The sequence below is a fragment of the Dolichospermum sp. UHCC 0315A genome (assembly GCF_008121535.1).
GTDB lineage: Bacteria > Cyanobacteriota > Cyanobacteriia > Cyanobacteriales > Nostocaceae > Dolichospermum > Dolichospermum lemmermannii.
This window is the reverse complement of record NZ_CP043056.1, coordinates 1,885,446-1,902,337: the sequence shown is the minus strand read 5'-3', so window position 1 is coordinate 1,902,337 and position 16,892 is coordinate 1,885,446. Positions and strand designations below refer to the sequence as shown.

The 16,892-nt window shown below is 38.1% G+C and carries 13 protein-coding genes and 3 pseudogenes; 9 read left to right on the top strand and 7 right to left on the bottom strand.

Features of this window, described 5'->3' with window-relative positions; all coding sequences use genetic code 11:
- Positions 1 to 269: 269 nt before the first annotated feature.
- The gene (locus BMF77_RS09120; protein WP_148762294.1) at positions 270 to 1,958 is read right to left on the bottom strand and encodes an IS1634 family transposase; all 1,689 of its coding nucleotides are present in this window, start codon (positions 1,956 to 1,958) and stop codon (positions 270 to 272) included.
- Between the two features lie 542 nt (positions 1,959 to 2,500).
- Here BMF77_RS09120 and BMF77_RS09110 point away from each other — a divergent pair.
- From BMF77_RS09110 to BMF77_RS27815, 3 genes are read left to right on the top strand one after another with little or no spacing between them, the layout of a single operon-like run.
- The gene (locus BMF77_RS09110) at positions 2,501 to 4,213 is read left to right on the top strand and encodes an IS1634 family transposase (protein WP_148762293.1); all 1,713 of its coding nucleotides are present in this window, start codon (positions 2,501 to 2,503) and stop codon (positions 4,211 to 4,213) included.
- A gap of 44 nt (positions 4,214 to 4,257) precedes the next feature.
- Entirely contained in the window at positions 4,258 to 4,740 is a 483-nt protein-coding gene (locus BMF77_RS27820) for a helix-turn-helix domain-containing protein (protein ID WP_246862970.1), read from the top strand.
- Positions 4,635 to 5,312: an IS630 family transposase gene (locus BMF77_RS27815; RefSeq protein WP_246863152.1), complete on the top strand. Its 678-nt coding sequence runs from the start codon at positions 4,635 to 4,637 to the stop codon at positions 5,310 to 5,312. The genes BMF77_RS27820 and BMF77_RS27815 overlap by 106 nt, the downstream gene beginning before the upstream one ends.
- A gap of 39 nt (positions 5,313 to 5,351) precedes the next feature.
- On the opposite strand, the gene BMF77_RS27245 is transcribed toward BMF77_RS27815, so the two are convergent.
- The 5 genes from BMF77_RS27245 to BMF77_RS09085 form a co-directional block, all read right to left on the bottom strand.
- Complete coding sequence (locus BMF77_RS27245) at positions 5,352 to 5,504, bottom strand: hypothetical protein (protein WP_210422322.1); 153 nt, start codon at positions 5,502 to 5,504, stop codon at positions 5,352 to 5,354.
- 2 nt (positions 5,505 to 5,506) lie between these two features.
- Complete coding sequence (locus BMF77_RS09100; RefSeq protein ID WP_246863101.1) at positions 5,507 to 5,767, bottom strand: hypothetical protein; 261 nt, start codon at positions 5,765 to 5,767, stop codon at positions 5,507 to 5,509.
- A gap of 469 nt (positions 5,768 to 6,236) precedes the next feature.
- On the bottom strand, positions 6,237 to 6,479 hold the full coding sequence (locus BMF77_RS09095; protein ID WP_148762290.1) for a hypothetical protein: 243 nt from the start codon (positions 6,477 to 6,479) through the stop codon (positions 6,237 to 6,239).
- Positions 6,472 to 6,666 (bottom strand): hypothetical protein, encoded by a 195-nt coding sequence (locus tag BMF77_RS09090; RefSeq protein ID WP_148762288.1) that lies wholly within the window; start codon positions 6,664 to 6,666, stop codon positions 6,472 to 6,474. The genes BMF77_RS09095 and BMF77_RS09090 overlap by 8 nt, the downstream gene beginning before the upstream one ends.
- A gap of 45 nt (positions 6,667 to 6,711) precedes the next feature.
- Positions 6,712 to 6,870, bottom strand: coding sequence for a plasmid partition protein ParG (locus BMF77_RS09085; RefSeq protein ID WP_246863100.1), 159 nt, complete (start codon positions 6,868 to 6,870; stop codon positions 6,712 to 6,714).
- Positions 6,871 to 7,129: 259 nt separating this feature from the next.
- On the opposite strand from BMF77_RS09085, the gene BMF77_RS26605 reads away from it, so the two are divergent.
- The 6 genes and pseudogenes from BMF77_RS26605 to BMF77_RS27240 form a co-directional block, all read left to right on the top strand.
- A complete protein-coding gene (locus BMF77_RS26605; RefSeq protein ID WP_168204418.1) occupies positions 7,130 to 7,279 on the top strand; it encodes a hypothetical protein in 150 nt (49 codons plus the stop codon).
- 921 nt (positions 7,280 to 8,200) lie between these two features.
- A pseudogene (locus BMF77_RS09080) lies at positions 8,201 to 9,774 on the top strand (group II intron reverse transcriptase/maturase).
- A 675-nt stretch (positions 9,775 to 10,449) separates the two neighbouring features.
- Positions 10,450 to 12,108 carry a group II intron reverse transcriptase/maturase gene (gene ltrA, locus BMF77_RS09075; protein ID WP_148762286.1) on the top strand — a complete coding sequence of 553 codons (1,659 nt, stop codon included), beginning with the start codon at positions 10,450 to 10,452 and terminating at the stop codon, positions 12,106 to 12,108.
- Positions 12,109 to 12,404: 296 nt separating this feature from the next.
- Complete coding sequence (locus BMF77_RS09070) at positions 12,405 to 14,093, top strand: IS1634 family transposase (protein ID WP_148762284.1); 1,689 nt, start codon at positions 12,405 to 12,407, stop codon at positions 14,091 to 14,093.
- A 336-nt stretch (positions 14,094 to 14,429) separates the two neighbouring features.
- Positions 14,430 to 14,723 (top strand): annotated as a pseudogene (locus BMF77_RS09060) (transposase); the annotation flags it as partial.
- Positions 14,724 to 14,880: 157 nt separating this feature from the next.
- Positions 14,881 to 15,065, top strand: a pseudogene (locus BMF77_RS27240) (IS110 family transposase); the annotation flags it as partial.
- 3 nt (positions 15,066 to 15,068) lie between these two features.
- On the opposite strand, the gene ctpB reads toward BMF77_RS27240, so the two are convergent.
- A complete protein-coding gene (ctpB, locus tag BMF77_RS09055) occupies positions 15,069 to 16,403 on the bottom strand; it encodes a carboxyl-terminal processing protease CtpB (RefSeq protein WP_148762282.1) in 1,335 nt (444 codons plus the stop codon).
- Between the last annotated feature and the right edge of the window lie 489 nt (positions 16,404 to 16,892).

Genomic DNA, 16,892 nt, shown 5'->3' with positions numbered 1-16,892 from the left:
CAAAACAAACAGATAAAGTGAAAAAAGGCATTTGAGAAACAGTAAATCACCAAAAATGTCATCAAAATCTATTCTCAATAAGAAGCAATAAGAATGCACACCACCTGGAGAGGTTAATAGATAAGTGAAAGAAGATATTCAAGAAACAATTATAAGTTAGACTAATCAATTAAAGTAAAAAACGAAATTATAGACATAGTAAAATGGAGCTATAAATCAAAGAGATTAGCTCATCTTTACAAGAGAAATTAAATTGATAGAGATGATAATTAGCTGACTAATTGATAGTAACGTAAACAATCATCTGGTAAAAGACTCAAGATAAAATCTCTGTCCTTATTCCAATTAGAAATATGTTTCTCCTGATTGAGTGTAACCAAATGAATACACTGAAAGCATTGAAAAATCCAGCGTAAAGTAGGACGATTAGTTGCTTTGCCTAATTGATTTTTAATTGTTGATTTAGACTCCAAAAGAGCATTTCTAATATGACGTTGAGCCAAAGTATAAACCAGTAGACATAAACCCATAATCATTCCCAAAGACTCTATTCTCTCAGGACTTTTGAGGAAAATACTGTCGGCAAAAAATAATGGGTCTTTGAGAAAACCAAACCCCCTCTCACATGACTGCTGGGCTTTATATTCACTTAGCATAGAATCATTGCTTAGTTCCTGTGAATCTAAAACATTTGTCGCAATAATAAAACGTCCCGCACTCAGCAATTCTGTATTAATTTTACTTTCATCCTGGGAGACTGTAGCTGATATTTGATAGGATATTTCTCCTGAAGTATCTTTTTTATTAGATTTTACTTGAGTCACCGTACTTTCGTGAATTTGATGATATTTGAATTGTTTTGATAATTTTGATAATGCCTTGATAGCATCTGCAACACATGCAAATCTCTCTTGTGATAACTTTTTCAAATCTTGCACAGCTTTTGATTCTGCTTTGGTAATTTTTTGTGTGAGCTTATGCAGGTCTGATTCTTTTCTTTCTTGACTTTGCACTACTAACCATCTTTGTTCTATCCCTGCATAATTTTGGATTTTTGATGCTAATTTATATCCTGGTATTGTACTATCAATAAATTCTGATTCTGCTAATGTTGATATTAATGTTTTTGCTGCTTTTATGCTTAATGGTACTCGACATAACCAACGTAATTCTGACATCATTTTCAGGTTTGATTCTGTATATAAAGCAGCGTCAGCAACCATGAGACTATTAACTTCTAATTGTTTTTGATATTCTACTGCTATTTGACCAAAACATGATGAATCTGCTTGGTTTCCCGATGCTAGTTTTAAAAATATTGGGATGTCTCCATCTCCTGAACATATCATTTCTATGATAAACTGTTTTAAGTCTGGACGATGGTCACGAGAATAACCGTAGGTGATGGTTATTTCTTTTGGTGATTTTACTGCTAATTCTTCTAATTCTTGGTTATGTCCTACTTTTTGACTCTCAAATATTACGAATGGTAAGCTAGTGTTATACTGCCCATGCACGTGCATTGATGATGAGTCTAGATGTGATGTTGATAGTGATACTCCAAATTTTTGTGCTGCTTTTAAGGCTATGATAAAAAATAGTGTATCCAATCCTTTGATAAATAGTTTATCCATAACTCTCCCCAATTTATCGTCGTTGAGATATTCTGGTTTTACTCCTGCTCCTATTAAATGCTCACAGGCTATTGTTTCAAAATATTTGGGAAACATATATAACGGTTTGGAGACAAATCCTAACCCGTTTATTATCATGGCTTTTACCACTTGACCTGCATTTACTTTTTCGTCTTTTTCGACTCCTATTAATTCATTTATTATTTCTACTATTCCGATTGAATCTATGATTCCTGCTACTATCCCTAGATGGTCTATGTTCTCAATTTCTATTTCTTGAGGTTTTAATTTCACAACAGTTTCCTCTAATACTTCTGTTGTCATCAATTATTTCTTATTTGGTTATCAATTCATTTTTTTCTTTTGTTACCAAGTTTCACTTTATCACACCACGTCCCTTTTAATGCTACTTATTCTCATTAAGCATCTTAATTTTTGAATTGGCTTTAGTTATTATGTACTACTTTAAGGGCTTTTTTGATCTGTGACAGTTTGGGGTGCGGAATGTGGGTTAAAACCGGGTCAGCGGTTTGCAGTAATAAACTGGATGCAGTCCCACTAATTAGTAAATGTGAAATTCCCAACATTATCTAATTCTCCTTTCCTCACTTGGTAAACTGTAAAGCAGTCGGGAGAGTCCCAAGAATATAGCCGCAGCGATGCCACCAAATATATAAAGCCCACATTCCGCACCCCAAACTGTCACAGATCAAAAAAGCCCTTAAAGTAGTACATAATAACTAAAGTCAATTCAAAAATTAAGATGCTTAATGAGAATAAGTAGCATTAAAAGGGACGTGGTGTGATAAAGTGAAACTTGGTAACAAAAGAAAAAAATGAATTGATAACCAAATAAGAAATAATTGATGACAACAGAAGTATTAGAGGAAACTGTTGTGAAATTAAAACCTCAAGAAATAGAAATTGAGAACATAGACCATCTAGGGATAGTAGCAGGAATCATAGATTCAATCGGAATAGTAGAAATAATAAATGAATTAATAGGAGTCGAAAAAGACGAAAAAGTAAATGCAGGTCAAGTGGTAAAAGCCATGATAATAAACGGGTTAGGATTTGTCTCCAAACCGTTATATATGTTTCCCAAATATTTTGAAACAATCGCCTGTGAGCATTTAATAGGAGCAGGAGTAAAACCAGAATATCTCAACGACGATAAATTGGGGAGAGTCATGGATAAACTGTTTATAAAAGGCTTAGATACAATCTTTTTTATCATAGCCTTAAAAGCTGCTCAAAAATTTGGAGTATCACTATCAACATCACATCTAGACTCATCATCAATGCACGTGCATGGGCAGTATAACACTAGCTTACCATTCGTAATATTTGAGAGTCAAAAAGTAGGAAATAACCAAGAATTAGAAGAATTAGCAGTAAAATCACCAAAAGAAATAACCATCACCTACGGTTATTCCCGTGACCATAGACCAGATTTAAAACAATTCATCATAGAAATGATATGTTCAGGAGATGGAGACATCCCAATATTTTTAAAACTAGCATCGGGAAATCAAGCAGATTCATCATGTTTTGGTCAAATAGCAGTAGAATATCAAAAACAATTAGAAGTTAATAGTCTCATGGTTGCTGACGCTGCTTTATATACAGAATCAAACCTGAAAATGATGTCAGAATTACGTTGGTTATGTCGAGTACCATTAAGCATAAAAGCAGCAAAAACATTAATATCAACATTAGCAGAATCAGAATTTATTGATAGTACAATACCAGGATATAAATTAGCATCAAAAATCCAAAATTATGCAGGGATAGAACAAAGATGGTTAGTAGTGCAAAGTCAAGAAAGAAAAGAATCAGACCTGCATAAGCTCACACAAAAAATTACCAAAGCAGAATCAAAAGCTGTGCAAGATTTGAAAAAGTTATCACAAGAGAGATTTGCATGTGTTGCAGATGCTATCAAGGCATTATCAAAATTATCAAAACAATTCAAATATCACCAAATTAACGTAAGTATTGTTACTCAAATCGAATCTAAGACAAAAGATTCTCCAGAAGAAATATCTTACCAAATATCAGCTACAGTCTCCCAGAATGAAAGTAAAATTAATACAGAATTGCTGAGTGCGGGACGTTTTATTATTGCGACAAATGTTTTAGATTCACAGGAACTAAGCAATGATTCTATGCTAAGTGAATATAAAGCCCAGCAGTCATGTGAGAGGGGGTTTGGTTTTCTCAAAGACCCATTATTTTTTGCCGACAGTATTTTCCTCAAAAGTCCTGAGAGAATAGAGTCTTTGGGAATGATTATGGGTTTATGTCTACTGGTTTATACTTTGGCTCAACGTCATATTAGAAATGCTCTTTTGGAGTCTAAATCAACAATTAAAAATCAATTAGGCAAAGCAACTAATCGTCCTACTTTACGCTGGATTTTTCAATGCTTTCAGTGTATTCATTTGGTTACACTCAATCAGGAGAAACATATTTCTAATTGGAATAAGGACAGAGATTTTATCTTGAGTCTTTTACCAGATGATTGTTTACGTTACTATCAATTAAGTAAGTCGGCGCAAAGAAACCAAACTATGTAAAGATAAGTAAATACGGAAAATAAATCTAGTGAGGTGATTAAAATATGGGTGCTCGTTTAAGGGTATTTTTAACTCGTGAGCAAGATAAAACCCTGTTGAACCTAAGAACAAGGGATTTGCCGCAAAAAGTCAAAGATAAAGCCGAGGTAATTAGGTTAAATTCACATGGTTGGTATGTAGAAAAAATAGCTGCTCATTTTGACTGGACTCCTCAAACAATCAGAGAAATCTTACATAAATGGGAAAAACAGGGTATAGAAGGACTTTGGGAACTACCTGGTCGAGGGTGTAAACCAAAGTATGGTGAAGAAGACATAGTATTTTTGGAAGAATGCCTAAAAAAAGAACCACGAACATATAACAGTGTTCAATTAGCTCAAAAATTAGAAAGCGAACGCCAAATTCAATTGAGTCCCGACAGATTAAGACGGGTACTCAAAAAAAGGGGGTCATTTGGAAACGAGCTAGAAAGAGTCACAAAGGAAAACAAGACCCCAAAAACAGAGAAATTAAGCAAGCAGACTTAGAGATGTTGACACTATCTGCGGCGGCTGGAGAAATAGACTTGAAATATTTGGATGAATCAGGGTTCTGTATGTGGAGCGAACCAAGTTATACATATTATCAGCGAGGTGAGCAAAAACATTTAGAACAAACAAAGCGTCGTGGACGGAGATTAAGCATTATTGGGCTGATTCAACATGAGGTTAGCTTTGTTTACGGTTTAGTTATTGGTGGTGTTAATCGCAAATCTTATATCCAAATGATGGAACAAGAAGCGCAAGAAGCCGAAAAAAACGGACGAATAAGAGTGATAGTGCAGGATAACGGTCCAATACACCGATGTAAGGAAGTGCAACAGTTATGGTCAAAATGGGAGAGTCAGAACTTATATATCTTCTTTCTGCCCAAATATTGCTCGGAAATGAATCCAATTGAATTGGAATGGCAGCATCTCAAAAAAGATGAACTATCGGGACAAATGTTTGAGGACGAGTTAGACCTTGCTTATGCCGTAATGAATGGGGTTAAAGCCAGGGGAGAAAAAGGACAATACAGTACAGAACGTATTAAATTTAACGAACATACTTCTTCTTAACTTTTCGTTACATAGTTATAAACTTTTCCGCCGACCTACTTATTCACCTGTATTCATGTCAATGCTTAGGTTATGCCCCTCACAGTTAGGACAAATAAATTTGTTTTTTTCCTTGGCAGGTGTGAGGGTGTCTGCAAAGTTTCTGATATCGAAGGTTTGGAGGTTTCCGTTAGGCGTGAATTGTGCAACCATGACTAAACAACCTCCAATAATTGAATATTTTGAATAATGAACAGAGCAAAATCGCCAGAAATACCTGATTTTTCAAGCAGTTCCAGACTTTCGGATAATTTACGTTGATTGATTAATTTTTTGAGTTGGTAAAGTTTACCAACTTTCTTGGGAGAAACTTGACTAAATCCATGTAGATTGTGTATTATGGATGTAATCGTTTTTTTTCTTGACGGGGGACTGAAGTTAGGTAGAATTAATTCAGTCCCGAATTTTTTGGGCATACCAAAACCTCGTTGACGACATAGAAATATTTCCCTGCTGCTGGGTTCTTCAAAAAATCGCAGCTTGGGAGTTAAATTAATTGCCTTGACCCGGTGCTAGTAACACCGGTTTTTGGCGTATTTGGGGTTAGTGAATAGATGATCGCTGCTAGGTGCAGCCTCTAGATCACCCCGAAAGTCAATTAATTTCACTCAAAAAAACAACCGATTTGGGGATGACAAAGATATATTAATTGATTTTGGCGAAAATAGACTTTGTTTTCTCTTTTGGCGTGACTTGGGCGTGAGTTTGGCGTTAGGCGTGATGGTTTCCGTCGGGCGTTAGGCGATCGCTATTTCAACCTCAGACAAGTCGGTAAAGTTGGGAACTCGATATAGTTTATCTGGCGAAAAAGTCAGTTTGTCCGTCACAGTTTCCGTTTTCCGTGACGTGGCGGAAATTCCACGCCAAAATCACGCCACGCCTAAACTAAGCTGCGATTTTGACCGATTTAATACCCTGACTGCACCACTGAATTAGTAGCCATCGGTCAGAATCCTTGTCCAATGATGGCTTGAGCCTAAAAGCAAAAAATTCTTCCCATGCCTCTACACCGTGTTTTGTAACAAATTGTTTCTCAACTTCCTTAAATTTCTCCCAGTTACGTTCTGCTATAGCAGTCAGCATGGGGATTAATTCAGTGATAGATATAGAAAGTGTCGCTTCACTCATCTGGGTATCCCTCGAAAATACAAATTATTGGTAAAACTTCTGCCTCGGTATCAACGACTTCGACTAATCGGAGTCCCCGTTTTTTCCCTATCTTTTTACAGCGTTCCTCAGATGCGGCTGGTAGCCAGTACCTTGACTCCTTTACAGCGTCAAATTTACCTTTGGAACGTTTGATGTCATCTGTCATTGTTTGTTTTCAAATGCGATTCCTACGGAGCGCTTCGCTATCGCTCTAACTTGCCTTTGGATTTTGCACTTTTGGATTTTGTGCTGTTGAATTGGGATTTTGCTGTTCTAGCCAATTGAGTATCAGTTCTTCCATCACGCTATCCATAGTTCTATTTTGTAAGGCACAGGCAGATTTAAACCTTGCCCGCACTGTTTCAGTCACTCGACCTCTTACAAATACAGATTTTTCCATCTAAAAATATTGTTCATTAGTTTATTGATTCATTTTATTGCTTATCCCCCTTAATCGTGAAAATAATTTTATGCACCTGTTCACTTTTGCTGTTGTGAGTTATGATAGCACTATAACCTAAAAGTTGTAAATGCCTTAAAACCTTGTAATTCCTGCGGGTAAAGGATTATGAAGCATTTCTACAACCAACCAGGAAATACAGATAACGCAAAAAAGCCTTAGACCTGTAGTGGAACAATCCATTAAGGATATAGAAAACCCGACGGAACAGGAAGTTTTATCTGTAGTTGAGTATTTTATGACTACTGCTACCAGCTTGACCGTAGTTGATGACGTACTCCTAGAACAAACAGAAGTAGAGGGTGCGACTCGTTGTTAGCTGAATCACCAAATAGAACGAAAGGCACGGAAGCCACTTGGCAATAGATGCGTGGAGGAAGTGCCAACGGCGAATTTATTCGCGGTGACATGATAGAATTAATTAGCAAGTAGGAATAACCATCAGCGCAAAGAAGTGTTTTATTAAGGAGAAACCCCTGATTTATCTCGTCTCGGCATAGCTGTAGCCTGGGTAAGCAAGCAATGGTAAACCATGGAGCGTTTAACATTAAAAATTGATGGACTCACAAAAGCAGCAAAAAAAACAAAAGTAAGCGCAATTGCAATACCTGTCGTACTGGTAGTTGCCTTGAGCGTCTAGGAGGATAATTGACTATCCTTTTTAAGCAGGTCTTAAAGAATCTGCGTGTCTTTAGACCGCAGAGTGTCAAGGTACTCAGTCCGTACATAAGCTAACCAGCCCAATCCAATCATGGAAAAAGGTTGAACTCTCGGTCTGATATGGGTGTAAGTCCCATCTGCCAGACTCAGGTATGAATCCCTATCTGCCTACGATGACCCGACTCGGTTTCGGGAGGTCGAAGCTAGGAACAGGACGCAATCAGACATCCGTTGTGGGGTGACACTTGGCGTTAATGGGGAGTTCCCATGGTGAAACAGAGCCTCAAAAAGCAACTTATTCTGAAGCAGGACACAACATCAAAAACCTGACTTCATTGGAGATATTCCCCGCCGCACTTTTCTCTGGGTAGCGGCAAGAGTCCAGGGGTTCCAATAGTTGAATTGGCTACACCTAACGGAACGAACAATCAACCGAGGGAACGAATAAAAACGGGTTGAGGGTCTAAGGGCGGATTCGTTCCCTATAAGTAGGCTGGACGAGCAGCGGAATCCCTTCAATTCGGGTAGGATAGACCGTAATTGGTCTGAGGTGTTCAGAATACACAGATTGGAGCAGAGCATGATTAGACACAGAGATAACTAAGCGTGAATCCTGGAAGACGTTACCGTGGAAGAAATTCCGCCGTAACTTATTCCGCCTACAAAAACGAGTGTACAAAGCGGTTCAAGTTGGAGGCAAGCGTAAAGCAAAGTCCCTACAAAAGCTGATTCTGAAGTCAACCGCAGCTAGACTACTGGCTATCCGTCAAGTATCACAGCTAAATGCACAGGAATTAGACAGCAGGAATTGATGGCAAAAAGTCCCTTACCTTTAAGGAACGCTTTGAGCTTAATGAACTGCTAAAAGCATCCGTTAGCAACTGGAATCACCAGGGGCTAAGAGAAATACCCATCCCCAAAAAGGACGGTACTATCAGGATTCTCAAAGTCCCCACTATTGCTGATAGGGCTTATCAATGCCTTATCAAATACGCATTAGAACCAGCGCACGAAGCAACCTTCCATGCCAAGAGCTACGGGTTTAGGACTGGACGTTCAGCGCATGACGCTCAGAAAATTCTGTTCAACAACCTACGCTCAGACTGTAATGGAAAAGATAAACGAGTTATAGAACTCGATATTGAAAAATGCTTTGACAGGATAAACCACACTGCCATCATGGACAGACTCATCGCTCCTTACAGCATAAGACTAGGAATTTTCCGATGTCTCAAAGCCGGAGTTAATCCAGAGTTTCCTGAACAAGGAACACCGCAAGGTGGTGTGGTAAGTCCACTATTAGCCAACATCGCCTTGAATGGGATTGAAAGTATTCACAGATATCACAAGGATAATTACAGAATTACTGACAAAACCCACGAAAAAAGCATTATCGAACCATCAATCCGCTATGCAGACGACATGGTAATAATACTCAGACCACAAGACGATGCCACAGACATACTTGACAAAATCAGTCAGTTCCTAGCAGAGCGGGGAATGAAAGTCAGTGAGAAAAAGACAAAGCTAACCGCCGCGACAGATGGATTTGATTTCCTGGGCTGGAACTTTAAAGTCCAGAAAAACGGAAAGTTCAGAAGTGTCCCTTCAGTGGATAACTACAAAGCCTTTCGTAAGAAAGTGAAAGCCATCGTCAACAACTCGAATTATGGTGCTACCACAAAGGCTATGAAATTAGCCCCTGTAGTTAGAGGTTGGAGGAATTACCACCGCTTTTGCAAGATGAGCGGGTCGCGCAACTCGCTATACCACATCGAAACAAGAGCATTCAGGGTATTCAACAAGGAAACGAAACAGAACCGCTACACTAGCAAGCAATTACTAGATAAGGCGTTCCCAGCAGTTCCTTACTCCGAAAATAAACACATCAATGTCAAAGGTGAAAAGTCGCCTTACGACGGAGATTTGAGTTATTGGAGCGAGCGCAACAGTAAGCTCTATAACAACGATACCTCTAAAGCCCTTAAAAGGCAAAACCATAAATGTGGATACTGTGGGCTAAAAATGCTTAGTGATGAGAAGGTACATTTACATCATATAGATGAAAACCACCAAAACTGGAAAACTAAAAACCTTCTAGCCATTCATGAAAGCTGCCACGATTACATACACATGAGCAAAAGCGAAAGCTAAGAACATCGGGAGCCGGGTGCGGTGAAAGTCGCACGCCCAGATTTAACAGAGAGGGGCGGGAAATAAGCGCGACTTGAAAGGTCGTTTAGGACGGAGAGCCGACTCTCCTAGAGAATTCACACTCTCTACCCTCATGTAAAAAGACTCTTTTCAGAGTCTGGTCACGCCCAAGTAGGTAACGAAACAGGCGGAGTGCAGACCACAAACGTAGCCTTAACTACTAGCCTAAAACGTGGTAAGGAGCAAGAGGGAGTTCTCCTAAGATGAACGAAAGTGAATTGATGTCTAAACTGCGTCATCGCCCAGAGAGCCAAATAAGGCTGATAGGCTCTAACCAAAAGGTAAGTGGGTAGATTTATAGTTTTATTTTCTATGAATCGTGTGAATACAACTCCCACCGCAGGAAAATCAACATCTAACAGAGAACATACACCAAATGAAACGACAAGGTAAGCCCTACAGAGTCTATGGAAAGGTCGAAATCCCATAGTAAGTCAACCGTGAGGAAGATAGAACTCTCTGGAGGGTAGAGGATGAGAGAAAAAGCGAACGCCCGTCTGTAATAGATGGGATAGGGATTCAAACTTTGTCCCTGACCGAAAGGAATAGCAGACTTTTCTTGGGTCTTATGAGAAAGAGACTAAACAAAAGAAACTTAATTCGATGACAAGTTAGATGGTGTATGCAAGTACAACAAACGGACTAAGAAAACCGCTAGAAAACTGGAATCAGGTCAACTGGAAACAGATTAATAAAGCGGTTAAGAATCTGCGTCAACGAATCTTTCTCGCGAGAAAACTTGGTAACTGGAAGAAACTGCGAAGTCTCCAAAAGTTAATGCAAAGAAGCTACGCAAACCTAATATTATCTGTTCGGAAAATCACTCAGACCAACAAAGGCAGAGCAACGGCAGGAATTGACAAAGAAATAATCAATACCCCAGAGCAGCGAGTGAAGCTGGTAAACAACTGGAAAGGCGGCAATCAAGACCCCACAAAACGGGTAATGATTCCAAAATCCAACGGTAAAAAACGACCGCTCGGAATCCCAACCGTGCGTGACAGAATCGAACAGGCAATAATAGTTAATTCACTAGAACCCGAATGGGAAGCCATATTTGAACCAAATTCCTATGGGTTCAGAGCCGGAAGAAGTTGTCAAGACGCTATAGCACAAAACTGGATAAGATTAAATGCAAGTCCAAATGCTAGAAATACTTGGGTTCTAGAAGCTGATATTCAAAGTTTCTTTGATAACATTATCCATGAATCTATCCTCAAGCGATTAGGAAACTTCCCTAAAAGAAACCTAATAAAAGGATGGTTAAAAGCTGGATTTATCTTTGAAGGGAAATATCACCCAACAGAGACAGGCACACCACAGGGAGGAGTAATATCACCCCTTCTAGCCAACATCGGTTTGCATGGATTAGAAAACTATATAAAATCCACTAATTCCAAACTTGGCGTGGTTAGATATGCTGATGATTTTATTGTCACAGCTAGAGACAAAGGAAGTCTTGAAAAAGCCCAAATCCAGATTCAGCAATGGTTATCAGAAAGAGGACTGAATCTCAGTGCGGAAAAGACGTTAATCACGTCGATGGAGGATGGTTTTGACTTTCTTGGATTCAACCACCGCCATTACAATGGCAAATTGCTTATCAAGCCCTCGAAGAAGAAAGTCTTGGACTTCTGCAAACGAATTGGGCGAGAAATCAGAGCAATGAATGGGTGCGAACAAGAATCAGTTATAAAAAGACTTAATCCAATTCTTCGTGGATTTTCCAATTATTACAAAGGGGTTGTTAGTAAAAAAACTTTTGAATATATCAAAAGTAGAACATGGCGATACCTTTGGTGTTGGGCTAAACGTAGACATCCCAACAAAAATACAAAATGGATTCGGAAGCGTTACTTCAAGACAATAAATGGTAATAAATGGACATTCGCTACGATAACTAGCGACCGTAGAGGGAAAGAAAAGGATATAATCCTATTTCCGATAGCGTACACGCCCATCGAACGCCATGTAAAGGTCAAGGGGGAAGCGTCGCCAGATGACCCTTCACTCAAAGAATACTGGGAAAAACGCCACCAGAAATATGGAAAGAGCTACTGGGAGAAAAACTCTTGGAAGTATAAAATCGCTCAAAACCAAAATTGGAAATGTCCTATCTGTGGTGAACCTTTATTCAATGGAGAGGAATTAAACACCCATCACATAGTTCCCGTTGCTCAAGGTGGACAAGACGGCATTGAAAACCTACAGCACTTGCATCATGCTTGTCACAAACAGGAACATTCTAAAACCAAGTCAACTCGCTTGAAGTAAGGCTTGAGCCGTGTAAGTGCGAAAGTCTTATGCACGGTTCTTAGGGGAGGGGAGAGCGGTGACGCTTGAACCTTACCCGACTATTCCCCCTCGACTCTACCAATTAGAACCCACATTCCGCACCCCAAACTGTCACAGATCAAAAAAGCCCTTAAAGTAGTACATAATAACTAAAGTCAATTCAAAAATTAAGATGCTTAATGAGAATAAGTAGTATTAAAAGGGACGTGGTGTGATAAAGTGAAACTTGGTAACAAAAGAAAAAAATGAATTGATAACCAAATAAGAAATAATTGATGACAACAGAAGTATTAGAGGAAACTGTTGTGAAATTAAAACCTCAAGAAATAGAAATTGAGAACATAGACCATCTAGGGATAGTAGCAGGAATCATAGATTCAATCGGAATAGTAGAAATAATAAATGAATTAATAGGAGTCGAAAAAGACGAAAAAGTAAATGCAGGTCAAGTGGTAAAAGCCATGATAATAAACGGGTTAGGATTTGTCTCCAAACCGTTATATATGTTTCCCAAATATTTTGAAACAATAGCCTGTGAGCATTTAATAGGAACAGGAGTAAAACCAGAATATCTCAACGACGATAAATTGGGGAGAGTCATGGATAAACTGTTTATAAAAGGCTTAGATACAATCTTTTTTATCATAGCCTTAAAAGCTGCTCAAAAATTTGGAGTATCACTATCAACATCACATCTAGACTCATCATCAATGCACGTGCATGGGCAGTATAACACTAGCTTACCATTCGTAATATTTGAGAGTCAAAAAGTAGGAAATAACCAAGAATTAGAAGAATTAGCAGTAAAATCACCAAAAGAAATAACCATCACCTACGGTTATTCTCGTGACCATCGTCCAGACTTAAAACAGTTTATCATAGAAATGATATGTTCAGGAGATGGAGACATCCCAATATTTTTAAAACTAGCATCGGGAAACCAAGCAGATTCATCATGTTTTGGTCAAATAGCAGTAGAATATCAAAAACAATTAGAAGTTAATAGTCTCATGGTTGCTGACGCTGCTTTATATACAGAATCAAACCTGAAAATGATGTCAGAATTACGTTGGTTATGTCGAGTACCATTAAGCATAAAAGCAGCAAAATCATTAATATCAACATTAGCAGAATCAGAATTTATTGATAGTACAATACCAGGATATAAATTAGCATCAAAAATCCAAAATTATGCAGGGATAGAACAAAGATGGTTAGTAGTGCAAAGTCAAGAAAGAAAAGAATCAGACCTGCATAAGCTCACACAAAAAATTACCAAAGCAGAATCAAAAGCTGTGCAAGATTTGAAAAAGTTATCACAAGAGAGATTTGCATGTGTTGCAGATGCTATCAAGGCATTATCAAAATTATCAAAACAATTCAAATATCATCAAATTCACGTAAGTATTGTTACTCAAATCGAATCTAAGACAAAAGATTCTCCAGAAGAAATATCTTACCAAATATCAGCTACAGTCTCCCAGGATGAAAGTAAAATTAATACGGAATTGCTGAGTGCGGGACGTTTTATTATTGCAACAAATGTTTTAGATTCACAGGAACTAAGCAATGATTCTATGCTAAGTGAATATAAAGCCCAGCAGTCATGTGAGAGGGGGTTTCGTTTTCTCAAAGACCCATTATTTTTTGCCGACAGTATTTTCCTCAAAAGTCCTGAGAGAATAGAGTCTTTGGGAATGATTATGGGTTTATGTCTACTGGTTTATACTTTGGCTCAACGTCATATTAGAAATGCTCTTTTGGAGTCTAAATCAACAATTAAAAATCAATTAGGCAAAGCAACTAATCGTCCTACTTTACGCTGGATTTTTCAATGCTTTCAGTGTATTCATTTGGTTACACTCAATCAGGAGAAACATATTTCTAATTGGAATAAGGACAGAGATTTTATCTTGAGTCTTTTACCAGATGATTGTTTACGTTACTATCAATTAGTCAGCTAATTATCATCTCTATCAATTTAATTTCTCTTGTAAAGATGAGCTAATCTCTTTGATTTATAGCTCCATTTTACTATGTCTATAATTTCGTTTTTTACTTTAATTGATTAGTCTAACTTATAATTGTTTCTTGAATATCTTCTTTCGCTTATCTATTGACCTCTCCAGGTGGTGTGCATTCTTATTGCTTCTTATTGAGAATAGATTTTGATGACATTTTTGGTGATTTACTGTTTCTCAAATGCCTTTTTTCACTTTAGCTGTTTGTTTTGATGCTCCCTTTGATTTTCATCTCCGTAATTTCCCTCTGTAACATTTTGGGGTGCGGAATGTGGGTTTAAGAAGAATATGAAGAATAAATTAGTTGAATTGTGGGAAAAATTTATGTTAAGAAAAAGAGCTTTAATCGAAACTGTCAACGACCAACTATGGCTACGCCACGCAGGCTATCAAAATATTTCCCAAGTTGTTCATTCTCGTCATCGCAGTATTTCTAATTTTATGGTTAATATTATTGCGGTTCGGCTTCGCTCACCGACCACTGGTTTAATTGCTTATACTTGGCAAGATAAAAAACCTTCTTTAAAATTAGATAAACATGAAGTAACTTCTCTACCAGGTTTATTAATTTAATTATTTTCATGCAATTAAATTATGAGTCCAAAATATTCAATTTTGGATTGTTTTCTCTTGTTTATTTATTGTCAACAATCATTGCTAATTGAGAAAAGCCTGATATAATTAGTTTTCAGGATGATTATTTATATCGAACTCAGGTGATTGCGAAATGGCACGTCAATTAGGCGAATTAATTAGTCGCCGAAGACAATTAGTAGAAATGTCTACAGCCGAAAAGAATCGCTGTGACCGCGCTCGTGGTAAAGCCTTGGCAGATATTGAGGTCAATTAACTGCCAAGCAAATCTCTCGTTTAGTTGGTGTTGCACCAATTAATCATGATAGTGGACAACAAAAAATGCTAAAACTTCAAGTCTTTAGCATTGACACTAATAGACTGAGGATTTTGATTTGTCACTGATTGTGCTAATTTGCCATTAGAAAGAACAGCAATGGCACGGGTATATTGGGGATCGCTATTTGTACCAATTAAATTCGGATTAGAAGCTAATTGGCGTTCTTGAGTTTGGGTCAAGTCTAGCTTGATATCGGGGGCAATCCCTTTATGATTGATATCTGTACCATTGGGTGTATAGTAATGGGCAATAGTCACTGCTAAACCTGAACCGTCTCCTAGTTCATGGACTGACTGTACCAAAGCCTTCCCAAAGGTTTGACTACCAACAACTACAGCCCGTTTATTATCCTTGAGTGCGCCGGTGAGGATTTCACTAGCACTGGCGGAATTACCATCAACTAAAATTGCTAAAGGTAGTTTGGTAATGGCTGTCCGATTAGCTTGTGTTTGAGCACTCGATCCTTTGCGGTCTACGGTTTTGACGATATGACCGTCATCTAACCACATCCTGGCAATTTCTATACTCGCATTTAACAAACCACCAGGATTACCCCGCAAATCTAAAACGTAGGAATCAACTTTTTGGTCGTTCAACTTGCGAATGGCTACACGCATTTGATCAGCGGCATGAGAGCTAAACTCTTGTAATCTAATATACCCAACTTTCCGAGCAGCTTCTTGTTTGAGGGTATATCGGACTGTGGGAACTTCTATTGTCACCCTGGTTAATTTAACTTTAAATTTGTTATTTGGTCTTTCTAAATCCAAACTAACAGAAGTACCTATCTGCCCACGAATCAACTTTGAGGCATCTTCCACGCTCATTTTCAGGGTAGATTTACCATCAATTGCGATAATCTCATCACCTGATTTGAGTCCGGCTTTGAGGGCTGGAGAATTTTCTATCGCTTCAATAACCGTGAGGCGTTTGGTTTTTTCGTTAACTTGCATCCGAATCCCAATCCCGGATACTTCCCCAGATGTTTGACTAGTCAAGGATTCATATTGTTTGGGGTTCATAAACCGGGTGTAGGGATCACCTAGTTTCTGTAAAGCTTCGCGGATTGCTACATAAGCCTCGTCTTTAGAAGTATAGTCTTTACTTAATAGGCTTTGTCTGATTGCTTGCCAATCTTGTTGGTTAAATTTTTCATCAACATATTCACGATTCACCAACTGCCAAACTTGGTCAACTAAGGCTTTCGGACTGTCTTGTAAAGCCGCATGAACTGAGCGTGTCAAAGCTTGACCAAATACAGATATAGTAGCAGTTGTGGCGATCGCTCCACCAATCAGGGCAGCTTGGAGCGGTGAGTAACGTTTCGCAGATTGGTTCATGTATATTAGCTGAAATAGTTGTGTTTTTGACAGTTTATCAATCAGAATTTTCTGATGCTCGCTAGTTTTTTATCCTAATAACTTTGATACTTCATCTACCTTTTGGCTTTTTGTTAATGGTGAGTTAGATATTTTATTTGTCGGTTAACAAATACGGTTCGAGTTGATCAGTTTTTTTACAGAACAATCCAAGTATGTAACACTTAGGTGAGTGTCACTTGTAAATGCCCAATTATTTCCCTTCACCATAGCACTTTCTTCGCTGAGTAGCTGTGATTTGCCTCAATAGATAGTTAAAGTTTTATTAATTATTCATGCTTGATAAATATACTATCAACTTAATTCAATTCATTTCCAGGGCAATTTAAAAAAAATGTAGCGATTGTTACAAAAATTATTTTGGGAGTTAAATCTGCTCCTGATTTTTTGGCTGGGTTTACCAATATAACGCTAGTACCCCAAGGCGGAAGTCAAAAGTCAAAAGTCAAA